We start from the raw sequence: 25,112 nt of genomic DNA, 5'->3' as shown, positions 1-25,112 counted from the left end.
ACACTCTTGCACCCGTTCGGGAGGCTGGAGAAGATGATGCAGTTGGTCAAACGGTCCTACTCGGGGGTCATGCACAAGATTGCGGACCTCGGCCCGATGGAAAGGCTTGCCGCAAACGCACGCCAAAGCGATGAATATGGCTGGTTGCGCTGGTCGGCTTCGCTACTCGCGATCCACGATATCGAGCGCATGATCGCACTGGGCCTGCCGTGGTGGAACGTCGCCGCGACGCGCGAGGTCGCCGAATTTCTCCAGTCTCGTCCCAAGGCGCGGGTTTTTGAATATGGCGCGGGCGCCAGCACCATCTGGCTCGCTCGCCACGCCGCGAGCGTCACCTCGGTCGAGCACCATGCCGAATGGCACCAGCGCCTGACCAAAGAGGTCGCGCGCTATCCGAACATCGAGCTGCACCATCGCGAACTCGATGGCGAGGCGTATATCGGCGCGATCGAAGCGGCAGACGGTCCGTTCGACCTGATCGTCGTCGATGGACGCCGCCGTACCGAATGTCTGGCGCGGGCCATCCCGCATCTGGCGCCCGGCGGCATCATCTTGCTCGATGATAGCGGCCGCAGCCGCTATCGCAGCGGGATCGAAAACTGCGGGCTCAGGGAGCGTCGCTATTTCGGCCGTTCCTATTGCGTTCCCTATCCCGATTTCACAAGCATCCTCTATGGCTGATGCGACCGCTGCGCGGCGCCGGCCGTCGTTCGAACGGATCGGGCGATGGGTCGGCGGCGCAGCACTTGCAACCAGCATCGCCTTCATCGGCGAGCGGCTGTGGCGGCTCGAATGGTCGACGCTTCAATCGCACGCCTCGTGGGGCCTCGCGGGCGCGATGATCGGCGCGCCCTTGCTTTTCGCCGCCGCCGACCGCGCGCTGGCGCGCGCGTGGACGGCGCTGGTCGACCCCGAACGGGTCCATCCGCCGCGCGACATGGCGCGCATCTACGCCCGCGGCGTGCTGATGAAATATCTGCCGGGATCGGTGTTCCAATATGTGAGCCGCCAGATCGAAGGCGCGAAGAGCGGAATCGAGCACAAGCTGCTCGCCAAGTCGGCCCTGATCGAGGTCGGCCTGCATGTCGTCAGCAGCATGTCGGTCGCCGCCGTCTGCCTGCTGTTCGGTCGTCAACCGCTCGGCGCGCTCGCCGCGGCCGGCGTCGTCGTCGCTGCCTCGCTGGCGGCAAGGCGCGCGCTGCTGACTGCACTCGCGTTGCAGATCGTAGCGTTCGGCGCCTTTGCGCTGGCCGCGATGCTGATCGGCGCCACCGTTTTGCCCGCCGGCGCCAGCCTGACCCACTTTGCTGCCTTGTTCCTGCTCGCCTGGCTCGCGGGCTTTGTCGTACCGGTCGCGCCGGGCGGCATCGGCGTTCGCGAAGCTGCCTTGCTGGCGCTTGCCGGACCGGGATTGCCCGCGGCGGGGTTGATGGCGGCAACGCTGGCGCTTCGTGCATCGTCGATCGCCGGCGACCTCGGATACGGCCTCGCCACCCTGCGCCGCCGCGCCCAGCCCTGACTGGGTTCGTCGACGACCGCAGCAATACCGCGACCGCGACGTGGTGCAGAACAGCATGAACAGCGGCCCGCCCTCGTCGGGCTGCGCCGGGACCTCGATATTCTTGCCCCAGATCAGCCGCGCACCCGAGGCTCCGGCGGTCGACGCCCGATAGTCGCCGCGATCGAGACGGACCAACTGCCCGGGCGCGAACGCGCGGTCGCCGATCGTGATGCTCGCATCGCGCACCGTGTAAGTGCCGGGCCAGCACGATCCCCGCCATCGGCCAGAAAAGCGAGCCGGCGTCGGGAAGTTTTCCGACGCGGAGGTCGGGCGTCTTGATCGCCGGCGACGTCATGCGACGCCTTTCCGGCACTTCGCCACACCGACATGGCTCGGTGCTTCACCCTGCTGGTCCATGATCCCTTCAATACTCCGTAAAGCTGCGCCCGCTCGGCCAGGCAAAGGCCGGCCGGGCCAGATGATCGCCCCAACGCAGCGTCACGTCGACGCCGCGGCTCCCCGCGACGCTGTGCATACCTCTCGCTAGCGTGACCACGCTTCCGGCGGGATAATATTCCCCATCGATGGCGATGCCCCCGCCCTCGACCGTATAGCGTCCGGGAACAGCGATCGCGATCGCAAGCGGCCGTTCACCCCTCGCGATGGCCTTTCCGGCAACGAACACCCGTCCCCAATGTGGAATATAATTCTCGCGCAGGATCTCGTCGTCTGCGGGCAGAAGACGGCCGCCGGAAAGCGTGTCGTGAAAAAGGCTCCGCAGCACCACATTATTGGCCAGAAGCATCGGGACCGGCTCAGCCGCCAAAGCCTCGCTGTAAATCGGTTCGCCCGCTCTATAGTAATTATCCAGCCCCCATCCGCTGGCGAAGTGATTGACCGCACGCGGAAAGTTTCCCGCCATCCCACTGTTATCGATGTAGGCGACGGGCACGGGAAATATCGTCTGGATGCCGGTCTGGATCGCCCGCTGGCTGGACAGCACCTCGCGGTCCTGACCCAAGGACAACAATAGCGCGCCGGCGAGCGGAAGGAACGAAACCGCGACCACCCCGTAGCGCCGCCGAAGCCAGCCCACCACCGGCGCGATGGCGACCGCGGCGGGGGGCAGGATGAAGGCGAAATGATAGGGAAAGGCGTTGCGATAGATCGCCACCGTCGCCAGCGGCGCGAGGAGCGAGAGAAAGAGGATGCGCTCCATCGGCTCGCGCCCCGGCCAGCAGGCATGAAGGATCGCCGCGAAGATTGCGGCCGACAGCAGCGGGGCGAAAACGATCTGCAGCGCGAGCCAGACCCCTTGGGGAAAGACGCCGCCCGAAAACATGCGGTCGATCGAAGCGCGACCCAGATCGCCGATGTCGCGCAACGCGCCGACCGGCCCGCTCGCCGGCAGATGCGGGGCCAGCCAGAGCAGCGCCAAGCCTGCCAGCAAGACCAGAATGGCTGCGCTCGCCAGTGCCCGGCGATGGCCCGGCCGCTCCAGCCGGAACAGCAGGACGCCCAGAAAGGCGGGCGCATAAAGCACCGCCTTGATTGTCGAAACGAAGGCCAATCCGACAAGCAAAAGGATCAAGGCGATGTTGCCACCACGCAGCGGACGGCAAAGGATCAGCCACAGCGCCGTCATCAGCAGCGCCGCCGCGATCATGTCGGCGCGCAGCGCGAAGGCGTGCAAGAACACATAGCCACCGGTCGCATATATCAGACCGCAAAGCAGCGCCGTTTCGCGGTCGGCGAAACGGCGCACCATTCCCGCGATCATCGCGATCGTGACGATTTCGAACGGAAGAATCAGAAGGCGGATAAGCTGGATATGGTCGATATTGTCGCCGGGCAGCGCGGGCACCCAGAAAAACAGCGCGACAAAGGGCGCCTGCAGCCATGGCGCCGGACGCCCGAGCAGATGCTGGTGAATCTGGCTGAAATGGAAAAATTCGTCCCAGTTCACGCTTTTGGAAAACACGAGCTCGACTTGGAGCAGCAGCACGAAGGCCAGCATCGCGCATAATAGCTGCGCGGCGGTCGGGCGCGGCAGTCTCGCCGCGAAACCTCGCCGATCGGCCACCGATGCCATGTTCAGCGTTCGGCCCGACGCTTGGTTCTCACCTCGCCGGAAACCGGATCGGCAGCGCTGCCGGTCGCCATATCCAGATGCGCCTCGATCTTGTGCAGGCGGACGAGGCCGGCTTCGATCAGCTTGCGGTTCGCGGCGATCAGGTCGGCGAGCAGGCCCATCACCGCGACCATCGCGCCAAGCACCAGCAGCGCCCCGCCGATCACCAGCGACTGGATGTGCCCGTCGCCGCCGCCCTGCAGGAAAAAGATCAGGAAACGGACGATCGGCACGACGCCGACGAAAGCGATGGCCAACCCGAGGCCGACGAAGGCGCGCAGCGGGTTGTAGGTCGTGTAGGCGCGCGCCATCGTGATGCCCGTGTTGACGATGAAGCGCGGGATCGATTTGAACAGACGCGACGGGCGCAGCGTGGCGTTGGTACGGATCGGCACGCTCAGGATCGACAGCCGCTTGCGGCCGGCCTGGATCAGCATGTCGGTCGTATAGCTGAACTCGGTCGTGATGTTGATGCGCTGCGCCGCCTCGCGGCTGATCGCGCGAAAGCCGCTGACGGCGTCCGAAATCTGCACATTGGCGAGGCGCTGGACCACCCGGCTGCCCAGTTCCTGCAGCCGGCGCTTGACCGGGCCGAAATGCGCATTGTCGGCGGCGCCGCGGTCGCCGACGACGATGTCGGCGCGGCCGTCGAGGATCGGCGCGACGATCCGGGCGATATCCTCTCCGACATATTGACCGTCGGCGTCGGTGTTGACGATGATGTCGGCGCCCGCCGCGAGCGCGGCATCGATGCCCGAGCGGAATGCGGCGGCGAGACCGCGGTTGGTGCGGTGGCGTACGACATGGTGCACGCCCCACATGCGCGCGACCTGTGCCGTATTGTCGGTGCTGCCGTCGTCGATGACGAGGATTTCGATCGCGTCGATACCGTCGATCTTGCGGGGCAAGGCCGCGAGCGTCGCGGGGAGGTCTTCGGCCTCGTTCAGACAGGGAATCTGGATGACGAGCTTCATCGTGCAACCCTCCGCAGGGTCGCCATCGACGCCGATCGTCCCGCAGCCGATTTTCCCCATCCGCCCTGATCCATGGAAATTCCCCAAATCCGTGTCTCTGCGGCCTAGGCGCCTGTGGTTAATATCCCGATAATGCTTACCTCTCACATCATTGCCGAGGCGGCTATGTTTATGATATGTTCCCCATCGACTCTATAAGGGAGAGAGCGATGAACGACGAAGCCCCCCGTGTCAGCGGCCAATGCCATTGCGGCCAGATCCGCTATTCGATGAGCACCGCGGTGCAGCACCATGCTCTGTGTCATTGCAGCGATTGCCGCCGTCATTCGGGCGCTCCGCTCGTCGGCTGGGCGCTCGTCGGCAACGACGAGATCGAGATCAGCGGCACGGCGAAAGTCTATGCTTCGTCGGAGCATGGCCGCCGTCATTTCTGCGGCAATTGCGGCACCGGGCTATTCTATACCAACGAGTCGATCTTTCCCGGCCAGATCGACGTGCAAAGCGCGACGCTCGACGATCCCGACCGGATCCCGGCACAGGCGCAGATCCAGACCGCCGAGCGCATCGGCTGGATGGAGAAGCTCAGCGACCTGCCGGCGTTCGAACGCTATCCGCCCTTCGAATAGCGCGCGTCATCGGGGGTCGGCAGCGACAACCGCCGCGACGAGCTTCGCGATGTCGAGCCGGGTCTTGCCGTCGTCATAGCCCTGGCGGACGATAACGAGCTGGCGCGACGGAATGACGACCAGATATTGGCCGCGATTGCCGAAAGCGCCGAAAGCGTCGGCGGGGATGCCGTCCGATTTATCGAACAGCCAGAAGCCCGCGCCATATCCGAAATCCCGGTCGGGCTGCGGTCCGCTGGGTGTCGTGACGAAGCGCCGCCAGCCTTCGGGAAGGAGGCGTTCGCCCTGCCACACTCCGTCATTCTGATAGAGAAGGCCGAGCCGCGCGAGGTCGCGCGCGCTGGTCCAGACCTGGCTCGACAGGATATAATTACCGTCCTTGTCATGCTCGGCGAAGGTGCGCGTCATGCCGAGCCGGTCGAAGAAGGCGGCGGGATCGAGCGGCGTCTCCGCCTTTTCGAGCGCAGCCTTCAGCGACAGCGTCGCGAGCAACGTATCGTTGTTGGCATAGCGATAACGCGCATTCGGCGGATTGAGCAGCGGCCATTGCGTCGTCCACTGGCGCACCGATGCGCCGCCCATATAGATGGCGTCGGTACGATTGCCCGCGGTGTCGCTGGTGAGGCCGCTCGCCATGCGCATCAGCTGTTCGGTGGTGATCGCGGCGCGCGGGTCGCCGGGGGATTTCCATTCGGCGATCATGGCAGGCTTCGTCACGTCGATCCGCCCCTTGAGCACCGCATGGCCGATCAGCGTCGCGGCCATCGACTTGGCGACCGAGAAAGTGCGCTGCGCGGTGTGCAGATCATGCCCGGGCTGATACCATTCGACCATGATCCGCCCGCGCTTGACGATCATCAACGAACTGGTGCGGCCGCCGAAGTCTCCACGATGGGTGAGAACCTCGACGAAAGGCTGAAGACCCGCGGACTTCCCCACGACGCGGCTGTCGCTGTCGCCCATGGGCCAAGGCCGATCGTCAAGGTTCGGGCGCGCCGCCACGCGGCCCTTCGCCGACGTCGGTGCCGACGCGCCGATCGGCAAGGTGACGCAGCCTTCGCGCCCGCGCCATTCGGCGATGCGCGGCGGCATGTCGTCGCGATAAGTAACGCTCACCCGTTTGGCGCGCGGGTCGACATCGGCCTTGAGCGCGCGGACATCGGCTTCGATCTCGGGATAGATGTTGGTGAGCTCGTCGCGCTCGATCGCCGCGAGCGACTTTCCCGCACCGTTCCACAGCGACGAGCAGGTGAAGGCGGCGCGATAGCCCGCCGCCCAGGCGCGATGGAGTTCGGCGTCGGGCTTCGGCGCCTGCGCCGCCGCGGGCGCCGCACCCGCAAGGAGCGCAGCCCCGAACAGGCGCAACAGGTCAGGGACGATCGCCGAAGGCCTGCCGCTGCGCCTTTTTCGCGCGATCCCACCAGGCACGGCGCAGGACATCGGCGACGCGTTCGGGGTCGTCCGATCCGAAACGGACGAGCAGCGCGTGCCACCCTTCATAATGCGGGGTCTGCCAGAAGGTGTCGGGATCGGTTTCAAGCAGGATTTCCTTTTCGTCGGGCTTGCACATGACCGCAAAGCTGCCGGGCTCGCGCCCGGGCGAAGCGAGCGCCTTGCCGTTAAGCTTGGGACAGGGGGTGCCATAAAAGGAAAGCATCTCGACATCGGGAAGCGCGCACGCGAACGCGACCACATCCTCCCAGCTGCCGAATTTCAAAGCCATCTCGCCAGCGTGACTCAGTCTTCCAATGTCCCGGCGGTGACCTCTATGTCGCGCCCCAGAGGCTGCATGGGCTGGAAGCGCAGGCGCGTCAACACCAGCCGGTCGTCCTGAATGTCGAGGTCGAACATGGCGTTGCCGCCGCGCGGGCAGCAATTGCCGTCGCCGTCGCGCGCGACCGGGGCCGACGCGGCCATCTCGGCGAATGCGAACGCGGCCGGGCCGCGCAGCCAATAGCCGGTCGGCAGCAGCTTGCCACCCTGTTCGGACCAGTCGGACAGATCGACGCGCCGCCATTTGGGCGCGGCGGCATCGCTCATGAAGAGCGCATCGGCATTGCCGCCCCCGCTCCCCGCCAGCGCGCCGCCGACATGAACGAGCCGGCGTTGGTCGTTATCGACGACCAGATCGGGCGCCCCGATCGATCCCGAGCTTTCAGCGAAACCCGCGAGCGTCGGCTTGCCCGCCTTGTCCTGTGCAACGAGCACGAGCATCCGCGTTTGGGCGCCGTCGCGCGGGGCGAGCAACATTTTTTGCCATAACAAGGTCGCGCTGCGGTCCGCGGTGTTGATCCGCCCGCTCGCCTCGACGCTGCATTTGCCGCCGAAGTCATAGAGGCACCGCTGCGCGATACTGGCGAGGCGCGCGCGCGTCACCGCGATCTTCGCGGTCACCTCCGCCGCGGTGCAGATGGTTTCGACGGTGCCGCCTGGACAGGACAGGATCGGTGTCGCTGCAGCGGCAAGGACAAGCGCCAATGCCATGATGACTACCCCAGTTCCGGCGCGACCCGACGCGGCGAAAATTAAACCCTCGCGTCATACGGAGCAAGGCTCGGAAAGCCCCCAGCCTCAGTCCTTCGCGCGGCGCCGCTCGTCCCACCAGGCGAGGCGCTCGGCGATGCGCTTTTCGAAGCCGCGATCGACGGGGCGATAGAAGTCCGCGGGCGCCATTTCGTCGGGCCAGTAATTGTCGCCCGAAAAGCCGTCGGGCGCGTCATGGTCGTAACTATAGCCCGCGCCATAACCCAGATCTTTCATCAACTTGGTCGGGGCGTTGAGAATGTTCGCGGGGGGCGCGAGGCTGCCGGTTTCGCGCGCCGCCGCCCACGCGGCCTTCTGCGCCGCATAGGCCGCGTTCGATTTCGGCGCGGTGGCGAGATAGAGGCAGGCCTGCACGATCGCGAGCTCGCCCTCGGGCGAACCGAGGAACTGATAGGCGTCCTTCGCGGCGAGGCATTGCACCAAAGCCTGCGGATCGGCGAGGCCGATATCCTCGCTCGCGAAGCGGGTGAGTCGCCGGAGGACGTAGAGCGGCTCCTCGCCCGCGACGAGCATTCGCGCGAGCCAGTAGAGCGCCGCCTGCGGGTCCGATCCGCGCAGTGCCTTATGGAGCGCCGAGATCAGATTGTAGTGGCCGTCGCGGTCCTTGTCGTAGACCGGCATCCGGCGGTGAAGGAACTGCGCGAGCTCGGCCGGATCGAGCGGTTCTTCGATCGTCACCGAAAACAGAGTTTCAACCTGGTTGAGCAGGAAGCGCCCGTCGCCGTCGGCGCTCGCGATCAGCGCGGCGCGCGCCGCGTCGGTCACCGGCAAGCGCTGGCCGATTTCGGCCTCGGCGCGCTCGATCAATGTGCCGAGCGCGCCCTCGCCGAGCCGGTTCAGCACGAGCACCTGCGCGCGGCTGAGCAGCGCGGCGTTCAATGCAAAGCTGGGATTCTCGGTCGTCGCGCCGACGAGCACCACGGTGCCGCGCTCGACATAGGGCAGAAAGCCGTCCTGCTGGGCGCGATTGAACCGGTGAATCTCGTCGACGAAGAGCAGGGTGCGCTTGCCGGCGGCCGCCATCTTTTCGGCATCGGCGAAGGCTTGCCTGAGGTCGGCGACGCCCGAGAAGACCGCCGACAAGGGCGCGAAGCGCATGCCGACCGCCTCGGCGAGCAGCCGCGCGATTGTCGTCTTGCCCGTCCCCGGCGGGCCCCAGAGGATGATCGACGACAATTGCCCGGCGGCGACCATGCGGCCGATCGCACCCTCGGGACCGGTCAGATGCTCCTGCCCGACGACATCGGCGAGCGTGCGCGGGCGCAGCCGCTCGGCGAGCGGCGCGGGACCGGTCGCGCCGCTATCGCGCTGGTCGGGTGCGCGCTCGCCGAACAGATCCCCGGCCATCGGACGCTCAGCCCCCGCGCCGCTGTTTCTGACGGATCAGGCGGATATAGGTATCGGCGACCGCCTGATTGATCGCATCCCATTGATAGGCACCGCTTTCGAGTACCGCCGCCGCGCCATGTTCGGCGCGGAGCGCGGTGTCGCGGCAATAATGTTGGAGATGGTCGGCAAAGCCGGTGATCGACCCGGGGGCGACGAGATAGCCCGTCTGTCCATGCTTGACGATGCTTGCGCTGCCGGTGGCGCGGGCGGCCACGACCGGCAGCCCACACGCCATGGCTTCAAGGGTCACATTGCCGAAGGTTTCGGTGACCGACGGATTGAAGAAGATGTCGCACGATGCCAACGCGTGGGCGAGATCCGCGCCGCCCTGAAAGCCGACGAAACTGGCGTCGGGCAGCCGCGATTCAAACCATTCGCGCGCCGGCCCTTCGCCGATCACGACGACCTTGTGGGGCACGCCGCGCCGCTGGAGCACGTCGATGGCGTCGGCGAAGACGTCGAGCCCCTTTTCCATCACGAGCCGGCCGAGAAAGGCGATCGCGGGCACATCGTCGCCAATACCGAGCGACCGGCGCCACGCCATGTCCCGCCGGCCGGGATTGAAGACCCCCTGCTCGACCCCGCGCGTCCAGATGCCGATGTCGTAATTCATCCGCTGGTCGCGCAGCACCTGCGCAAAGCTTTCGGAGGGTGCGATCAGCGCGTCGCACTTGCGGTAGAGCTTGCGCAGCCAGGCGACGACGACGGGTTCGAGGAACGACAGGTTGTAATAGCGGAAATAGGTCTCGAAGCGCGTGTGCACCGAGCAGGCGACCGGTAGCCGCCGTCGCCGCGCCCACGCCGCCGCCTGCCGCGACACGCGGTCGGGGCTGGAAATATGGACGATATTGGGCGCGAATGCGGTGATGTCTTGGCGAACGCGCGGCGAAAAGCTCAGCGGAATGCGATATTCGCTGCGCCCTGGAATCGCCATCGACGGCACACTGACGAGGTCGCCGGTCGGCGCGAAATCGGGGTCGGCAACGGTCGGCGAATAGACGCGCACCGCCGCACCATGCGCCAGCAGAAAGCCGACCAGGCGATTGAGCGCCTTGTTCGCACCGTCGGTGGTCATATTGTAATTGCCGCTGAACAGGGCGATGCGAAGATCGGAAACTTCCATCGGGCTTCGCCTAATCCCTCCGCTGTCCAAAGGCAATTGCGTCAGAATTCTTCGCTACGCTCCGACGGTGCTTCTAGATCGATTTCGACGGGCGGGTGGAGGCGCAGCCGGTGGACTCGGCGCTCGTCGGCCTCGATCACCTCGAGCCGCCAGCCGCTCGGATGGAGGAGTATCTCGCCGACCTCGGGAACATGTCCCGCGAGGACCGCGGCGAGCCCGCCCAATGTGTCGACATCCTCGTCGACGTCCGCCAGCCGGGGGTCGACCACCTCACCCACATCGTCGAGTTCGGCGCGCGCATCGGCGTCCCAGCAGCCATCTTCGCCCGCGACGATAAGCGGCTCGGGCTCGTCGTCATGCTCGTCCTCGATCTCGCCCACGATTTCCTCGACCAGATCCTCGATCGTCAGCAGGCCTTCGGTGCCCGAATATTCGTCGATGACGATGGCGAGGTGGGTGCGCTTGGCGCGCATTTCGGCGAGCAGGTCGAGCACGCCCATCGATTGCGGGACGTAGAGCGGCTGGCGGAGCAGGTCGAGCAAGGGCGGCGGCGGGCGCCCCTCGGCGAGCACCGCGAACACGTCCTTGACGTGGATCATGCCGACGACCTCGTCGAGATTTTCGCGATAGACCGGCAGGCGGCTGTGTCCCGCTTCGGCAAACAGCGCGACGACCTCGGCAAAGGGGGCGCTTTCGGAGATGGCGATGATGTCGGCGCGCGGCACCGCGACATCGTCGACGGTCTGTTCGCCGAAGTGGAGGAGGTTACGCAGCATCTTGCGTTCAATGGGCGACAGGTCGCCGACGATATTGCTGCCGCGCCGGTCCTCGCCCTCTTCCTCGGCCTCGTCGATGACCTCTTCGATCTGTTCGCGCAGCGACGGTTCCTTGTCGCCGCCGAACAGCAGGTTTTTCAGTCCGGACAGCAGTCCGGACCTGCTACTGTCCTCTTCCGATCGGTTCGAAGATCCCTGGTCGTCGGGCATTTTCCGGCTTTTCCTAAGTTAATCCTGATCCGCATATGGATTGGCGATGCCCAGCGATGCAAGGGCTTTCACTTCGAGCGCCTCCATCGCCGCCGCCGGGGCATCGTCCATATGGTCGTATCCGACGAGGTGGAGCGTGCCGTGCACGATCAGGTGCGTCGCATGATCGGCGACCGAAATGCCCTTCTCCTCGGCCTCGCGCAGGCAAGTTTCGCGCGCGAGCACGATGTCGCCGAGCAATATTTCGCCGTCGTCGCTGTTGGCGAGGCTTTCGAGCAGATCGTCCTGCACCTGCGGAAAGGACAGCACGTTGGTCGGCTTGTCCTTACCCCGGAAATCGCGGTTGAGCGTGTGCACTTCGGCATCGTCGGTCAGCCGCACGGCGATTTCGACCAGCGGCGCGGCGTCGGCAAGCGCCGCGAAGGGCGTCAGCGCGAGCGCCGCCGCGGCGGCTTCTGCCGCGCGCACCTCCCAATCGAGGGCGTCGGGCCATGGCGATGCCTCATGGGTTTCGACACTCAGCATGAAAGAAGCCCGAAACGGAAACTCGCTGAAAACTGCGCAACTTCACTCAAGATTCGCATGTTTGTCCCTATGCCCGCGCGAATGGCCGCGAAGCGGCGAAGGCTTTTCTCGCCATCTCGTATCGCGGCGCGATTTTATAGGACAGCGATATTTGACGAGCCTTACGGGTCGAGAATGACCGCGCGCTCGACCAGGTGGCGCGCCGCCGCGATCTCGGCCGCGGCGGTATCGGCCAACCAGTCGCGGAAGCGCGCGATCTTCGCGCTCTGCAGCCGCGCGACGGGATAGACGAACCAGAAGGCGCGGCCGTCGCCCGCGACGAGGTCGTGCGCCGGGACGAGGCGGCCGGCGGCGATCTCGTCGCAGAAAAGGATCGGCGATCCGATCGCGATGCCGTGCCCCGCGACGGCGGCGGCGATATCCATATGCTCGGCGGCGAGACTGGTCCCGAAACGATCGGGCCGCGGGCCGGGGACGACGCCGAGCGCGCGGTACCAGAGCGCCCACCAGTCGGGCCGGCCGAGCAGCGGCACATCGAGCGGGCGGACGGGATCGGTGAGCTTGCGGGCGGCATCGCGCAGCGCCGGCGCGCACAGCGGCGTGAACAGGACGGGGAAGAGCCGGACGCTGCGGAGGCCCGGCCAGTCGCCGAGACCGTGGCGGATCGCCGCGTCGAACCGCCCGTTGCCGAGCGGCTGCGGCTCGGCCGACAGTTCGAGTTCGATCGCGATGTCGGGGTGCGCGGTGCGAAACAGCCCGAGCCGCGGGGTGAGCCAACTCGTCCCGAAGGTCGGCAAGGCGGTGAGCGAAAGCCGCGCCTCATCCTGTTCGCGCGCCTTGACGAAGCTCGCCTGAAGCGCCGCGAAAGCGGCGGTCGCCTCACGCGCGATCGCGGCGCCGGTCGCTGTGAGCGCGACCTTGTGCGGATGGCGCACGAACAGGTGGATTCCGGTCTGCCGTTCGAGCTGGCGAACATGATAGCTGACCGAGGCGGCCGTCGTGCCAAGTTCCTGCGCGGCGCGGGCGAAGCTTTCGAGCCGTGCCGCCGCTTCGAAGGCGCGGATCGAAGGCAGGGGCGGAAGTTTGCCGGTACGGACCATAAGCCTACTTTAGCCTCTACGCCAAAACTTCGCGTCGTCCAAGCGCGACCTGTCGGGCAGACCGGACGCCGTCCCGTTCCATCCTGCCGGAGGCCCCATGACCTTTCTTTCCCCTGCCCTCAACCGGCGTCAGCTGGTCGAAGCGATAATCCTTGCCGGCGGCGCGGCGGCGTTCGACATGCCCGCATGGGCCGAGGCGCCCCGACCCGACGCCCACCGGGACGACTGGCGGTGGCTGGTCGGCAATTGGGACGTATGGCACCGGCGGCTGAAGGAACGGCTGGCGGGCAGCGACGACTGGGCCGAGTTCGGCGGGAAGAGCGCGTGCTGGCTGACGCTGGGCGGGCTCGGCACGATCGACGACAATATCCTCGACCTGCCCGGCGGCGAATATCGCGGTTTCGGTATCCGCGCTTTTGATCCTGCGACGCGGCAATGGGCGATCTGGTGGGTCGACGGCCGCAACCCGACGCATATCGAGCCGCCGGTCGTCGGGTGTTTCGACGGCGACGAAGGCGTCTTTACGGGGCGCGACACGTTCAACGGCAAGGATATTGCCGTCCGCTTTCGCTGGCACGAGGTGCATGGCGCGCGACCGCATTGGGACCAGGGATTTTCGACCGACGGCGGCGCGACCTGGGAGATCAACTGGCGTAATTATTTCACCCGCACCGCCGCGACGCCGACCCCGCTGCCCAAATTGGCCGACAGCCCCGGCGCGCCGAACGCGCGCGACTTCGACTTTCTCGCGGGCCGCTGGAAGGTCGCGCATCGGCGCCTGAAAAAGCGGCTGGCCGGAAACAGCGAGTGGATCGATTTCGACGGGACGTTCGTCAACTGGCCAGTGCTGGGCGGGCGCGGCAATGTCGGCGACAATGTCATGAACTTTCCGGGCGCGCCGTTCCGCGGTGTCGGTGTGCGCACGCTCGACCCCGCGACGGGCGAATGGCTGAGCTGGTGGCTCGACGGACGCAGCCCGGCGGCGATCGCGCCGCCCGTCCGCGGCGGCTTCAAGGACGGGACCGGCACCTTCATCGGCGACGACAGTTTCGAAGGGCGTCCGATCAAGACGCGCGTGCTGTGGTCGCGGATTACCGCGACGTCGGCGCGCTGGGAGCAGGCCTTTTCCGCCGATGGCGGCGCAAGCTGGGAGACCAACTGGATCAGCGATTTCGCGAGGGTCGTATAGGATGCTTGCGATAGCCCTGCTCGCCGCCACGCCGCCGGTCGAGATCGTCGGCGCGGCGGAGATGTTTGCCCCGGGCATCGCGTCGACCGGACATTCGGAAGTCCGGCTGACGATCAGCCCCGACGGCCGGACGGCGCTGTGGTTCAGCCGCGACCGGCCCGGCGGCGCGGGCGGATATGATATCTGGATGTCGCGGCGATCGGCATCGGGCTGGTCCCCGGCGACACCGGTTTCGTTCAATTCGCCCGGCCGTGATTTCGACCCCGCTTTCACACGCGACGGCCGCTTCGTCTATTTCTGCTCCGACCGGCCCGGCGGAATCGGCAAGGACGACCTCTACCGCGTCGCGGTGACCCGGTCGGGCTTTGGTACCCCCGCGAATCTGGGGCCCGCGGTCAACAGCGCGGGAAGTGAATTCGCGCCGATGCTGTCGCCGGGCGGCCGGCGCCTGCTGTTTTCGAGCGACCGTCCGGGCGGCGCGGGGCGGCATGACCTTTACAGTGCGCGCACGGCGCGAGGCGGCTTTGCGGCGGCGGCTCCGTTGGCCGGCGCGATCAACACCGCCGCCGACGAGTTCGACGCGACCTTTCTTTCGGACGGAAAGACCGTGATTTTCGCGCGCGCGCCGAGCATGCAGGACAACCGGGTCGACCTGTTCGCCGCCGCGGCGACCGATGGCCGCTACGACGCGGGCATGAAATTGCCGCTGTCGGTGAACGATGCCGTCGGCGACAGCTATGGTCCGATGGTCGACTGGTCGGCGCCGGGCCGGCTGACCTTCTCGGCACGGCGCGATGGCGCGGCGTCGATGGACCTGTATCGCATCGCCTATCGCTTGCCGGCGACCGGAGCGCCGGGGCGATCCAGACCCTAATGCACGTGGCGGAGCTTGTCGGGGTTGCGCATCACATAAATCGCCACGATCCGGCCGTCCTCGATGTCGAGCGCGGTGGTCTGGAGTTCGCCGTCGGCCTCGCGCGTGACGAAACCCGGCAGGCCGTTGATCATGCCGGTGTGAACGAGCGTCGAGCCATATTTGCCGAACAAGACCGCGAGGCCGCGGTGCAGTTTGAGCACGACGTCGTAACCGAGCACCGGCTCCATCGCGGCGGGGCGCTTGCCGCCGCCATCGGTCCACATGCCGACGTCGGCCGCGAGCAGCGCGCCGAGCGCCCCCATGTCGCCGCTGCGCGAGGCAGCGAAGAAAGCGTCGGCGATCTGTAGCCCCCGCTCCTTTTCAAGCTTGTAGCGCGGGCGCGCGTCGCGAACGTGAGTACGCGCGCGGGCGGCGAGCTGGCGCGTCGCCGCCGGATCGCGGTCGATCGTCTTTGCGACCTCGTCGAACCCGACACCGAAGACGTCGTGGAGGAGGAAGGCCGCGCGCTCCAAGGGGGAGAGCCGTTCGAGCGCGAGCATCAGCGGCAGGGTGATGTCATCCTCTTCCTCCTCCTCGACCAGCGGATCGGGGAGCCAGGGGCCGATGTAGGTCTCGCGGCTGCTGCGCGCCGATTTGAGCTGGTCGAGGCAAAGCCGCGTCACGGTGCGGCGGAGGAATGCCGCGGGCTCGCGCACCGCGCCGCGATCGGTGCCGAGCCAGCGGATGAAGGCGTCCTGTACCACATCCTCGGCATCGGCGACCGAGCCGAGCATGCGATAGGCGACGCGCGTGAGCAGCGGACGCAGCGGGTCGAAACTGACCGCCGCATCCTCCGCATCGACACCGTCCCGGACGCCTTCGGGGGTCATCAGGCCGCCTTCGCCGGCGCGCCGCCCTCGTAAAAGAGCTCGAAGCCGACCGCGATGCGGTTCCAGCCATTGATGACGTTGATCATCAGGGTCAGGTTCATTTGTTCCTCTGCGGTGAAATGCGCTTCGAGTGCCTCGCGCGCCTCCTTCCGTGTGTGGCCTTGCGAAAGGCGGGTCAAGGCGTCGGTCCAGGCGAGCGCGGCGCGTTCGCGGTCGGTATAGACCGGCGCTTCGTGCCACGCGGCGAGCAGGTAGATGCGCTGTTCGGTTTCGCCCTTCGCGCGCGCTTCGGCGGTGTGCATGTTGATGCAATTGGCGCAGCTGTTGAGGATCGACGAGCGGATCTTCACCAGCTCGATCAGGCTCTTCTCCAGGCTTTCCTGCGCCGCGAGGCTGACCGCCATCCACTGCTTCATGAGCTGCGGCGAGGCGGCAAAGGGATCGGTTACCTTGGACATATCGTGTCTCCTTCGACGGGTTGTGCAGATATGACGAGACAGGATCGGCGGATGTGACATGCGCTGCGAAAAAAATTCGCGTCGGCGGGAAAATCGGTTAGCCTCCTCGCCTCGACAATCGGAATGAGGGGGCAATTCATGAAGTTTCTGGGTGGTTTCGGCGAACAGGCCTATGCGTTGCTGCGCATCGTCGCGGGACTGCTGTTTCTGGCGCATGGCGTGCAGAAATTCTTCAATTTCCCGGTCGCCTTCCCGATGCCGCTGAACCCGATGCTCCACGCCGCGGGAATCATCGAACTCGTCGCCGGGGCCCTGATCGTCATCGGCCTGTTCACGCGCCCAGCGGCATTCGTCGCCAGCGGGATGGCGGCGGTCGGCTATTGGATGATGCACGGCGTTAGGGGCCCCTATCCGATCGTCAACGGCGGCGAGACGATCGCGCTCTATTGCTTCATCTTCCTCTTCATCGCGACGCGCGGCGCGGGGGTCTGGAGCGTCGACGGGGCGAAGAAATAGGGCGCGCGATTCCGTAGAAAATTCCGAATCCGGTTCAGGATCGCGAATGGCTCGGATCGGCCGAAAGCGGACACGGGGAAAAGAAAGCCCCTCCTCTTCAGGGGAGGGGTTGGGGTGGGGTCTATCGGCCTTGCGCAAGGCCGATAGACCCCACCCCACTACGACCAGGCAGCAAGCTGCCAAGTCTGCGTTGCCCCTCCCCTGAAGGGGAGGGGCTAAATAGGATCGGGAACGGCAACTCACCACCCCAAAGCCGACAATCGGCGCCACAAAATAGGGGGCGCCCCTTCCGGACCGCCCCCAGATGCGGGCTTCACATGGTGAAGGTCGTTACAGCTTGCGCGTGTTCGCTTCGATCAGCTTCTTCGCCTCAGCGATCGCCTTCGCCGTCGTCAGTTTCTTTTCCTGAACCTCGTCGGCCATTTCGAGCAGGCGGCCGCTAATGACGGTGCCGGTGTCAGCCTTTTCGTCGATCGCGATGCCGCCCTTGGTCGCGGCCACCCGGTCCCATTCGGCGCGCACCGCGGCCCAATATTCCTTGGTCGCCGCCCAATAATCGTCGGCCGCCTTCACGTCATATTGGTCAAACTTGCTATAGGTGTTGAGGACATATTCCTGGACGATCGGCACCAGCTTGCCGTCCTTCGTCCCCATTTTGGTATTGTCCTGCCAGTGGATCCAGCCGTCGGGCGAGGGCTGGTGGCGGTTGATCGAAAGGTAGCGGTCGTAGACGGGATTCCGCACCGCATCGCGGCGCGCGAGCGGGCGCCACGTCCAGCTGGAGCGCCAGCGGCGGACGCCGCCCTGCGTTTCGAACTGCCCCCAGCCGGCGTAACGCGGGCTGTCGTCGACCTGATAGACGGTCTGCGACCAGCGGCCGGTGCGCATCCGTTCGGGGACGTCTTCCCACGCCCATTGATTGCGATCCGAATAGGCGAGGATCTTTGCAGGCTCATATTCCCAGTCCTGCCGCCAATGCTTGATCACGAAGCTCTTGTCGTCGTCGCCGGTGATGACGAGCATATGCTGGAGTATGATCTTGCGCCCCGTGTCCTCGATCACGCGCACGACTTCGTTGCCGCCCGACCTTTTGGGTTCGAGCACTTCGTAATCGGGGTCCCAGCGCGTCGATTCCTGCATGTTGAAGCTGACGCGGTAATTGCCGGCCATGGCGAGGATGTCGGCGCGGTCCTGCTCGAAATTGGCGGCGGCCTCCTCGGCGGCGATCGGCGGGTGGGCGGTGGCGACGGCGGGCAGCGCGGCGGTGAGCAGCAAAAGCCCGGCGGCGATCTTGCGATAATGTTTCATCGGTGCAGTCCTTTTCTTGTTTAGAAGCGGAAGCTCAGCGAGGCGCTCACATTGCGGCCGGGCTGCGTATAGGCGTCGGTGACGGTCGAGGTGGACGCGAGCCCGCGCACGTCGCTCCACCACGCATATTTTTCGTCGAGGATGTTGAAGACGCCGGCGCGGAGCGTCAGCCCCTCGACAATCCGCACGAAAGCGGTCGCGTCGAGGATGGTGAAACCGTCGGGACGGAAGCATTCGGGCGTGCACAGCCCGTCGGTCCGCGACGCCTCCTTGCGCGCGCTGTGCGTCATGATCAGCTGGCCGCCGAAACGCCCGTTCTGCGGCTCGCGATAACCGATGCCCACAACGAGCTTGAGCGGGTCGATCGTCGACAGCGGCACGCGCGTGCCGTCGGGCTGAATCTCGTCACCCTTGGCATAGGATAGGGCGAGCGTCGTATACAGGCCGGACGACGCTCGCCCCTCGAACCGCGCTTCGGCGCCTTTGACCCGGGCGCGGTCGAGATTCACGAATTGATAGACGGCGGGATCGGCGGGCGTGAAGCTGCCGCTCACCACTTCCTGGCTGATGAAATCCTTGTAGCGCGCCGAAAAGGCGGTGACGTCGAGGCTGACCTGATCGCTGGAAAAGCGGATGCCGCCCTCGAAGCTTTCGCTGCGTTCGGGGTCGAGATCGGGGTTCGGCGCCGACGTATAGCCGAAGGCGAGATTTTCGAAGAACTGGTTGACCTGCCCCGGCTCGGGCGCCTTGAAGCCGGTCGCATAATTGGCGAACAGCCGGACGGTGTCGGTGATCTTCCACAAAGCGCCGAACTTGGGCGACAGCCGCGAGCCGTCCTGCCCGGCACCGCTGAACGCCGGAAGCAGCGGGTCGTCGTCGGGCGACAAATCATACCAGTCGAAGCGCAATGCCGGATAGAGGATCAGCCGGCCGTCGGCGATGCTGATCTCGTCGCCCGCGAACAGGCCGCCGCGCGTGAAGTCGGTGCTCGGGAAGGCGCGGGTGGGAAACACCTCGCCCGCGGGCGGGACGGTACCATCGCGCAAGCCCCGCTGGCGCGTCTTGCTGATGTCGCCGCCGAAGACGAGGCGATGCGCGATCGCCCCGGTCGCAAAATCGGCGCGCGCATCGGCCGAGGCACCGATGACGCGGTTTTCGAAGGTGTTGAGACGCGTGCGGTCGGCCGAAGGCGTGCGGTCTTCCTCGGTATATTGCCGGTCTTCGCCATCCTGCCAGTAGAGCGCGACGCGCGCGAAATCGATTACCCCCTCGCCCTCCCAGCTCCAGTCGAGCGAAACGCGCTTGCGTTCGCCCGTGTCCCAGCCTTCGAGCCGGTCGACCGATGCGCCGAAGCTTCCCGGCCCGACGCCGGTCAGTCCGTTGGTGTAAAGCTCTGTGTCGAGATATTCGCCGGTCAGCCGCAATTTATGGCCGTTTGCCGGGTCATAGACGATCCGCGCCAGCGCGGCGTTCGAATGGCCGTCCTGCGGATTGGGTTCGGTGCGCGCCGGACCGTTACCGCCGACCGTGCCCTTGTTGTCGAGCTCCTGCCAGTCGCGGCGGGTATAGGCGGCCATCAGCGACCAGTCGCCGCTGCGCCCCGCGAGGATCGCGGTTTCGCTGAACTCCTCGTCGGCGCTGCTGTAGCCTGCGCGGAGGAGGCCGCCGACATTCTTGCCCGTTTCGATGAAATCGGCGGGGTCGGCGGTGATGAAGCTGACCGCACCCGCGAGCCCGTCGCTGCCGTAAAGCGCCGACGAAGGACCGCGCAAGATTTCGACCGACTTGATGAGACCTAGGTCGACATAATCGCCGCGCCCCGACGCCTGCGCGCCGAAGCTGAAGCCATCGGGGACGCGCACGCCGTCGACCTGGATCAGCACGCGGTTGCCGCCGATGCCGCGGATGTTGAAGCTCTCGTTACCGGCGCGCCCGGTCGCGCCCAGCGCGGCGCCGAAGCGCGCGGGCTGGCGCTGGACGCTGACGCCGGGCTCGAAGCGCACGAGGTCGCGGATGTCCGTGACGAGTTCGTCGGCGATCTGTTCGTCGGTCTTGACGCTGACGGTGACGGGCAGGTCTTCGGCCTTCACCGCGGTGCGCGTCGCGGTCACGACGATCTGGTTCTTGCGCGCGAGCCAATATTCGCCGTCATTGTCCTGCGCAAAGGCCGGCGCGGTGGTGGCGGCGAGCGCAAGGCCCAGCGCGTTGCCTGCGGCAAGGCGGCTGACGGACGGCAATCGATGGCTGGTCAATTTTCTTCCCCTGATTGTCTTGCGATTGACTCGCAATAGCTGCGCTCTAGGCGCGCAAAATCCGAGGGTCAAGATGCTATTGCGAATCGTTCTCGAAAATATTGCGAGGGTGGAGCAGGCTAGGCAGGTGTCGTCCGGAACGATTCTCAAGTGGCCATCGGATCACGAGGTTCGAGGCCGCTTCGGCCGATTGCTGCAATCTCGTCCTCCCTGTGCCGCAGGCATGGGAGGTGGCAGCGCGGAGCGCTGACGGAGGGGCTATTGGCGCTACCGTCGCGGTCCCTCCACCGCCGCCTGTGACGGCGGTCCCCTCCCCATGGCTTCGCCACAGGGAGGATGTTTCGCTCATCGTCACCCCGGACTTGTCCGGGGTCCATGACTTCAGCGCTGCAACAGATCCCGGATCAAGTCCGGGATGACGAAAGTGGATGAAGCTCCGTCTGCTCCCCAAAAGCCGGCATCGTTTGCGCTAAGCGCCCGGCCCCTCATAGGCTTCGACGATCCGCCCGACGATCGGATGACGCACCACGTCGGCGGCGGTGAAGCGGCTGACGTTGATCCCTTCGAGCCCCTCAAGCCGCGCGACGGCGTCGGCGAGGCCCGAGGTCGCGGGCATCGGCAGATCGACCTGCTTCGGGTCGCCGCAGATGACCATGCGGCTGTTCATGCCGAAGCGGGTCAGGAACATCTTCATCTGCGGGATTGTCGTATTCTGCGCCTCGTCGAGAATGATGAAGGCGTCGGCGAGTGTGCGGCCGCGCATGAAGGCCAGCGGTGCGATCTCGATCTCGCCGCTCGCGATGCGGCGCTCGACCTGTTCGGCGGGCAGGCAGTCGTGGAGCGCGTCGTAGAGCGGGCGCAGATAGGGATCGACCTTTTCCTTCATGTCGCCGGGGAGGAAGCCGAGCTTCTCCCCCGCCTCGACCGCGGGGCGCGACAGGATCAGGCGCTGGACGCTGCCGGTGATGAGCTGCGCGACCGCCTGCGCGACCGCGAGATAGGTCTTGCCCGTGCCCGCGGGACCGAGCGCGAAGATCACCTCGTCGCGCGCGAGCGCCTGCATATAGGGGACCTGCGATGGCGCGCGCGGGACGATCGTCTTCTTGCGCGTGCGGATCATCACCGGCGGCGCTTCGCTCGCGTCGTGGCGGATGATGCCGTCGAGCGTCGGCTGCGCCGACATCGCGATCAACCCGTCGACCATGCCGGCATCGACCTCCTGCCCCTTTTCGATGCGATCATACAAGTCGGTGAGCACGTCGCGCGCGCGCGCCGCGGCTTCGGCCTCGCCCTCGATCTGCACGCGGTTGCCGCGCGCCGAAATGTATACGCCGAGGCGGTTCTCGATCGCGACGAGGTTGCGGTCGAACTCGCCGAAGAGAATGCCCAAAAGCTGTGTGCGCTCAAATTCCGCCGTCAGTCGGACGCGGTCGCCGGGTTCGGCGGGGGTGGAGGCGGTCAGCGGGCGTTTGGACACGTGGGCAAGGCTCCTTCTGGCGATAAGGCGACTGTAGTCCCGCGAAGGCGCGAGTCCATCTCCCGCGGGTTCGGAATGCGACGGAAAAAGACGGAGTGTGTCTTCGCGGAGACAGCTTCCGCCCGTGGCACTAGGCGACCGCTTCCATCAGCAGCTCGGCACCCAGGCTGTTGGGTCCGGCCGAAGTAATCCGCACGTCGACCATGTCGCCGATCTTCAATCCCGGCGCGATGACGTGAACCGACTGAAGCCAGGGCGACTTGCCGATGAGCTGCCCTTCGAGCTTGCCCTTGCGCTCGAGGAGCAGCCGCGTGGTGCGGCCGACGGTCGCTTCGTTGAACGCCTGCTGCTGCTCGTTGAGCAAGGCTTGCAGCCGCTGGAGGCGATCATTCATTTCGGCTTCGGAAATCTGGCCGTCCATCGTCGCCGCAGGCGTGCCGGGGCGGCGCGAATATTTGAAGCTGTATGCCATCGCGTAATTGGTGGCGCGGACGATATCGAGCGTCGCTTCGAAATCCTCTTCGCTCTCGCCGGGGAAGCCGACGATGAAGTCGCCCGAAATCGCGATGTCGGGGCGCGCTTCGCGAACGCGCTCGATGACGCGAAGATAGCTCTCGACGCTGTGGCTGCGGTTCATCGCCGCAAGGATGCGGTCGCTGCCCGCCTGCACCGGTAGGTGGAGGAAAGGCATCAACTTGTCGACCTCGCCATGCGCCGCGATCAGCCCGTCGGTCATGTCGTTGGGGTGGCTCGTCGTGTAGCGGATGCGTTCGAGCCCGTCCTCGCGCGCCAGTTCGCGAATCAGCCCGTCGAGCCCGATCGCCCGGCCCTTCTCGTCCTCGCCATCCCACGCGTTGACGTTCTGCCCGAGCAAGGTGATCTCGCGCACCCCGCCCGCGACAAGCGCCCGCGCCTCGGCGATCAGGTCAGCGAAGGGCCGGCTGATTTCGGCGCCGCGCGTATAGGGGACGACGCAATAAGTGCAGAATTTGTCGCAGCCTTCCTGCACGGTGAGGAAAGCGGTCGGGCGCTGGCCGCCCACGCGTTTGGGCAGCGCGCCGAACTTGCTTTCGAGCGGCATGTCGAGATCGACCGCCTTTTCGCCGCGCTCGGCGCGTGCGATCAGGTCGGGCAGGCGGTGATAGGCCTGCGGTCCGACGACGACATCGACGCTGGGCGCACGGCGCGCGATCTCGGCGCCTTCGGCCTGCGCGACGCAGCCGGCCACCGCGATGGTGGGCGTGCTGCCGTCGGCGCGCTTCAACCGGCCAATGTCCGAATAGACTTTCTCGGCCGCCTTTTCGCGGATGTGGCAGGTGTTGAGCACGACCAGATCGGCGTCGGCGCCATCGGCGGCCGCGACATAGCCCTCCGCGCCCAACATCTCGGCCATGCGCTCGCCGTCATAGACGTTCATCTGGCAGCCGAAGGATTTGACGTGAAAAGTCTTGCGAGAGTCGGATTTCATCCGCGCGCTATAGGCGATGCGGTGGGCTGGCGGAAGAGCGTGCGATTTCCGCCGCGATCGCCGCGCGTGCCGCTTCGGCGAGCAGCTTGCGGTCTCCTTCGACGGCGTCGGGCAGCGGATCGAGATAATGGATCGTCAAGTGGACCGGGCGCTTGCGCGCGAGCAGCCGCTTGAAGTTGTCCAGCCCGGATTCGGGATCGAGCCACGCGATGTCGTTCGCTTCGGGCCCGTAGTCGAGGAACACTGGCTGGACGCGCAGCTTCGGCGGCGTCGGGATCACCGCCTGGAACAGCGACGCGCGAAAGGGCAGCAAGCCGTCGCCCGGGCCCGTCGTGCCTTCGGGAAACAAAGTCACCGGGCGGCCGCGCGCGAGCGCATTGCGCAAGTCGTTCGCCTGATTGTGGATCTCGCGCCGCGCCTCGCGCTGGACATAGACGGTGTGGTTCTGGTCGGCGAGCCAGCCGACGAGCGGCGCCGAGCCGATCTCGGCCTTCGACACGAACGCCGAGCGCGCCGCACCGCCGAGCGCGAGAATGTCGAGCCAGCTGACATGATTCGACACGAACAGGACATCGCGCCGCAGCCGCGTTCCGGTCGTCTTTATGCGCAGCCCCGCGATCCAGCCGACGGCATTGAGGAAAGCCATCACCATCGGCGACGGGCGGCCGATGGCACGGTAAAGCAGATGCGGAACGATTAGGAAAAGGAGCGCCAGCACCATCAAGGCGAGACGGGCGACCGTCCGCCAGGTGATCGAGGTGCGATCAGTCGCGCTTGCGATCGATGGCGACACCGTAAAGCTCCATGCGGTGGTCGACGAGGCGGAAGCCCAGCCGTTCGGCGATCACCTTCTGCAACGCTTCGAGTTCGGGATCGACGAATTCGATCACATTGCCCGTTTCGACGTCGATCAGATGATCGTGATGCGCCTCGGGCGCGGCTTCGTAACGCGAGCGCCCGTCGCCGAAATCATGACGGTCGAGAATGCCGGCTTCTTCGAACAGGCGCACGGTGCGGTAAACGGTCGCGATCGAGATGCCACTGTCGATCTTCGACGCACGTTCATAGAGGGTCTCGACATCGGGATGATCCTCCGAATCCGAGATGACGCGCGCGATGATGCGGCGCTGTTCGGTGATGCGGAGGCCCTTTTCGTGGCACAGGGCTTCGAGATCGATATTGCCGGACATGCTTGCCTTTCCTGCAGATGCAGCCGTGTCTGTCTTTGTCATAAACTGTATAGGGACGCCCCGCGAATAGGACAAGGGCGGCGCCCCTGCGAACGCCGCCCTTCCTGCTCCGGCTGGAGCGATATATCGCGGCTGTCAGGCCTTGGCTTTGCGCTTGCGCCCGCCGCCACGACCCTTGGTGCCGAGGCCGATTTCCTTCGCCAGCGCGCGGCGCTTTTCGGCATAATTGGGCGCGACCATCGGATAGTCGGCAGCAAGACCCCATTTGGCGCGATAGTCGTCGGGGGTCATGCCATAATGCGTCATCAGGTGGCGGCGCAGCATCTTCAGCTTTTTGCCGTCTTCGAGGCAGACGATATAGTCGGGCTTGACCGAGGTGCGGATCGAAACCGCCGGCACCAGCTTTTCTTCCACGACCGGCTCGCTTCCGAGACCCGACAGCGCGGCGTGGACATTGTTGATCAATATGGAGAGGTCTGAAATGGCGACGCTGTTGTTGCTGACATGCGCCGCGACAATGTCGGCGGTCAACGTAACGAGCATCTCATTGGTGTCGGCAGAATCGGACATGAGACTATTCCTTGTTTTCGATTACCCAGAAGTATCTCG

The 25,112-nt window shown here is 65.8% G+C and carries 25 protein-coding genes; 6 read left to right on the top strand and 19 right to left on the bottom strand.

Features of this window, described 5'->3' with window-relative positions; translation table 11 throughout:
• Positions 1-33 precede the first annotated feature (33 nt).
• Positions 34-681 (top strand): O-methyltransferase, encoded by a 648-nt coding sequence (locus OVY29_RS01025; protein ID WP_081933075.1) that lies wholly within the window; start codon positions 34-36, stop codon positions 679-681.
• Positions 674-1,519: a hypothetical protein gene (locus tag OVY29_RS01020; RefSeq protein ID WP_313910654.1), complete on the top strand. Its 846-nt coding sequence runs from the start codon at positions 674-676 to the stop codon at positions 1,517-1,519. Before OVY29_RS01025 ends, OVY29_RS01020 begins: the two co-directional genes overlap by 8 nt.
• 406 nt (positions 1,520-1,925) lie before the next feature.
• Here the strand turns inward: OVY29_RS01020 and OVY29_RS01015 are convergent, their stop codons facing one another.
• Complete coding sequence (locus tag OVY29_RS01015; RefSeq protein WP_161786542.1) at positions 1,926-3,584, bottom strand: glycosyltransferase family 39 protein; 1,659 nt, start codon at positions 3,582-3,584, stop codon at positions 1,926-1,928.
• 11 nt (positions 3,585-3,595) lie between these two features.
• Positions 3,596-4,666 carry a glycosyltransferase family 2 protein gene (locus OVY29_RS01010; protein ID WP_235211508.1) on the bottom strand — a complete coding sequence of 357 codons (1,071 nt, stop codon included), beginning with the start codon at positions 4,664-4,666 and terminating at the stop codon, positions 3,596-3,598.
• A gap of 149 nt (positions 4,667-4,815) precedes the next feature.
• Here OVY29_RS01010 and OVY29_RS01005 point away from each other — a divergent pair, with 149 nt between their 5' ends.
• Complete coding sequence (locus tag OVY29_RS01005; protein ID WP_037555340.1) at positions 4,816-5,232, top strand: GFA family protein; 417 nt, start codon at positions 4,816-4,818, stop codon at positions 5,230-5,232.
• A 6-nt stretch (positions 5,233-5,238) separates the two neighbouring features.
• On the opposite strand, the gene OVY29_RS01000 is transcribed toward OVY29_RS01005, so the two are convergent.
• The 8 genes from OVY29_RS01000 to OVY29_RS00965 all read right to left on the bottom strand — a co-directional run bounded on the left by OVY29_RS01000 (position 5,239) and on the right by OVY29_RS00965 (position 12,899).
• Positions 5,239-6,597, bottom strand: coding sequence for a serine hydrolase domain-containing protein (locus tag OVY29_RS01000; protein WP_037555338.1), 1,359 nt, complete (start codon positions 6,595-6,597; stop codon positions 5,239-5,241).
• A gap of 4 nt (positions 6,598-6,601) precedes the next feature.
• Complete coding sequence (locus tag OVY29_RS00995) at positions 6,602-6,955, bottom strand: MmcQ/YjbR family DNA-binding protein (protein WP_037555337.1); 354 nt, start codon at positions 6,953-6,955, stop codon at positions 6,602-6,604.
• 14 nt (positions 6,956-6,969) lie between these two features.
• The gene (locus tag OVY29_RS00990; RefSeq protein ID WP_037555336.1) at positions 6,970-7,716 is read right to left on the bottom strand and encodes a hypothetical protein; all 747 of its coding nucleotides are present in this window, start codon (positions 7,714-7,716) and stop codon (positions 6,970-6,972) included.
• 87 nt (positions 7,717-7,803) lie between these two features.
• Positions 7,804-9,123, bottom strand: a complete 1,320-nt coding sequence (locus OVY29_RS00985; protein ID WP_037555335.1) for a replication-associated recombination protein A — start codon at positions 9,121-9,123, stop codon at positions 7,804-7,806.
• A 7-nt stretch (positions 9,124-9,130) separates the two neighbouring features.
• Positions 9,131-10,288, bottom strand: a complete 1,158-nt coding sequence (locus tag OVY29_RS00980; protein ID WP_037555334.1) for a glycosyltransferase family 4 protein — start codon at positions 10,286-10,288, stop codon at positions 9,131-9,133.
• Positions 10,289-10,329: 41 nt separating this feature from the next.
• Positions 10,330-11,274: a hemolysin family protein gene (locus OVY29_RS00975; RefSeq protein ID WP_037555333.1), complete on the bottom strand. Its 945-nt coding sequence runs from the start codon at positions 11,272-11,274 to the stop codon at positions 10,330-10,332.
• An 18-nt stretch (positions 11,275-11,292) separates the two neighbouring features.
• Entirely contained in the window at positions 11,293-11,799 is a 507-nt protein-coding gene (gene ybeY, locus OVY29_RS00970; protein WP_037555332.1) for an rRNA maturation RNase YbeY, read from the bottom strand.
• 161 nt (positions 11,800-11,960) lie between these two features.
• Entirely contained in the window at positions 11,961-12,899 is a 939-nt protein-coding gene (locus tag OVY29_RS00965; RefSeq protein WP_037555330.1) for a LysR substrate-binding domain-containing protein, read from the bottom strand.
• 97 nt (positions 12,900-12,996) lie between these two features.
• Here OVY29_RS00965 and OVY29_RS00960 point away from each other — a divergent pair, with 97 nt between their 5' ends.
• The gene (locus OVY29_RS00960; protein ID WP_037555329.1) at positions 12,997-14,088 is read left to right on the top strand and encodes a hypothetical protein; all 1,092 of its coding nucleotides are present in this window, start codon (positions 12,997-12,999) and stop codon (positions 14,086-14,088) included.
• Position 14,089: 1 nt separating this feature from the next.
• Positions 14,090-14,962, top strand: a complete 873-nt coding sequence (locus OVY29_RS00955; protein ID WP_313910653.1) for a hypothetical protein — start codon at positions 14,090-14,092, stop codon at positions 14,960-14,962.
• On the opposite strand, the gene OVY29_RS00950 is transcribed toward OVY29_RS00955, so the two are convergent.
• Both OVY29_RS00950 and OVY29_RS00945 read right to left on the bottom strand, forming a co-directional pair.
• Positions 14,959-15,834 (bottom strand): sigma-70 family RNA polymerase sigma factor, encoded by an 876-nt coding sequence (locus tag OVY29_RS00950; protein ID WP_037555327.1) that lies wholly within the window; start codon positions 15,832-15,834, stop codon positions 14,959-14,961. The two genes, OVY29_RS00955 and OVY29_RS00950, sit on opposite strands and share 4 nt — an antisense overlap.
• Entirely contained in the window at positions 15,834-16,292 is a 459-nt protein-coding gene (locus OVY29_RS00945) for a carboxymuconolactone decarboxylase family protein (RefSeq protein WP_037555326.1), read from the bottom strand. The genes OVY29_RS00950 and OVY29_RS00945 overlap by 1 nt, the downstream gene beginning before the upstream one ends.
• A 138-nt stretch (positions 16,293-16,430) precedes the next feature.
• On the opposite strand from OVY29_RS00945, the gene OVY29_RS00940 reads away from it, so the two are divergent.
• A complete protein-coding gene (locus tag OVY29_RS00940; RefSeq protein ID WP_313910652.1) occupies positions 16,431-16,808 on the top strand; it encodes a DoxX family protein in 378 nt (125 codons plus the stop codon).
• 330 nt (positions 16,809-17,138) lie between these two features.
• Here OVY29_RS00940 and OVY29_RS00935 read toward each other — a convergent pair whose 3' ends face one another.
• The 7 genes from OVY29_RS00935 to OVY29_RS00905 form a co-directional block, all read right to left on the bottom strand.
• Positions 17,139-18,116 (bottom strand): DUF6607 family protein, encoded by a 978-nt coding sequence (locus OVY29_RS00935; RefSeq protein WP_037555323.1) that lies wholly within the window; start codon positions 18,114-18,116, stop codon positions 17,139-17,141.
• 20 nt (positions 18,117-18,136) lie between these two features.
• Positions 18,137-20,368, bottom strand: coding sequence for a TonB-dependent hemoglobin/transferrin/lactoferrin family receptor (locus tag OVY29_RS00930; RefSeq protein WP_313910651.1), 2,232 nt, complete (start codon positions 20,366-20,368; stop codon positions 18,137-18,139).
• Between the two features lie 469 nt (positions 20,369-20,837).
• Positions 20,838-21,845: a PhoH family protein gene (locus tag OVY29_RS00925; RefSeq protein ID WP_037555321.1), complete on the bottom strand. Its 1,008-nt coding sequence runs from the start codon at positions 21,843-21,845 to the stop codon at positions 20,838-20,840.
• 130 nt (positions 21,846-21,975) lie between these two features.
• Positions 21,976-23,313, bottom strand: a complete 1,338-nt coding sequence (miaB, locus tag OVY29_RS00920) for a tRNA (N6-isopentenyl adenosine(37)-C2)-methylthiotransferase MiaB (protein WP_052182228.1) — start codon at positions 23,311-23,313, stop codon at positions 21,976-21,978.
• A 7-nt stretch (positions 23,314-23,320) separates the two neighbouring features.
• A complete protein-coding gene (locus OVY29_RS00915) occupies positions 23,321-24,106 on the bottom strand; it encodes a lysophospholipid acyltransferase family protein (protein ID WP_052182227.1) in 786 nt (261 codons plus the stop codon).
• Positions 24,078-24,503 (bottom strand): Fur family transcriptional regulator, encoded by a 426-nt coding sequence (locus OVY29_RS00910; protein WP_037555319.1) that lies wholly within the window; start codon positions 24,501-24,503, stop codon positions 24,078-24,080. The genes OVY29_RS00915 and OVY29_RS00910 overlap by 29 nt, the downstream gene beginning before the upstream one ends.
• A 135-nt stretch (positions 24,504-24,638) precedes the next feature.
• A complete protein-coding gene (locus OVY29_RS00905; protein WP_037555318.1) occupies positions 24,639-25,073 on the bottom strand; it encodes a MucR family transcriptional regulator in 435 nt (144 codons plus the stop codon).
• Positions 25,074-25,112 lie beyond the last annotated feature (39 nt).

The organism is Sphingopyxis sp. SE2 (assembly GCF_032227185.1).
Lineage (GTDB): Bacteria > Pseudomonadota > Alphaproteobacteria > Sphingomonadales > Sphingomonadaceae > Sphingopyxis.
The sequence above is the reverse complement of the archived record's forward strand: the minus strand, read 5'-3'. Positions and strand labels throughout refer to the sequence as shown.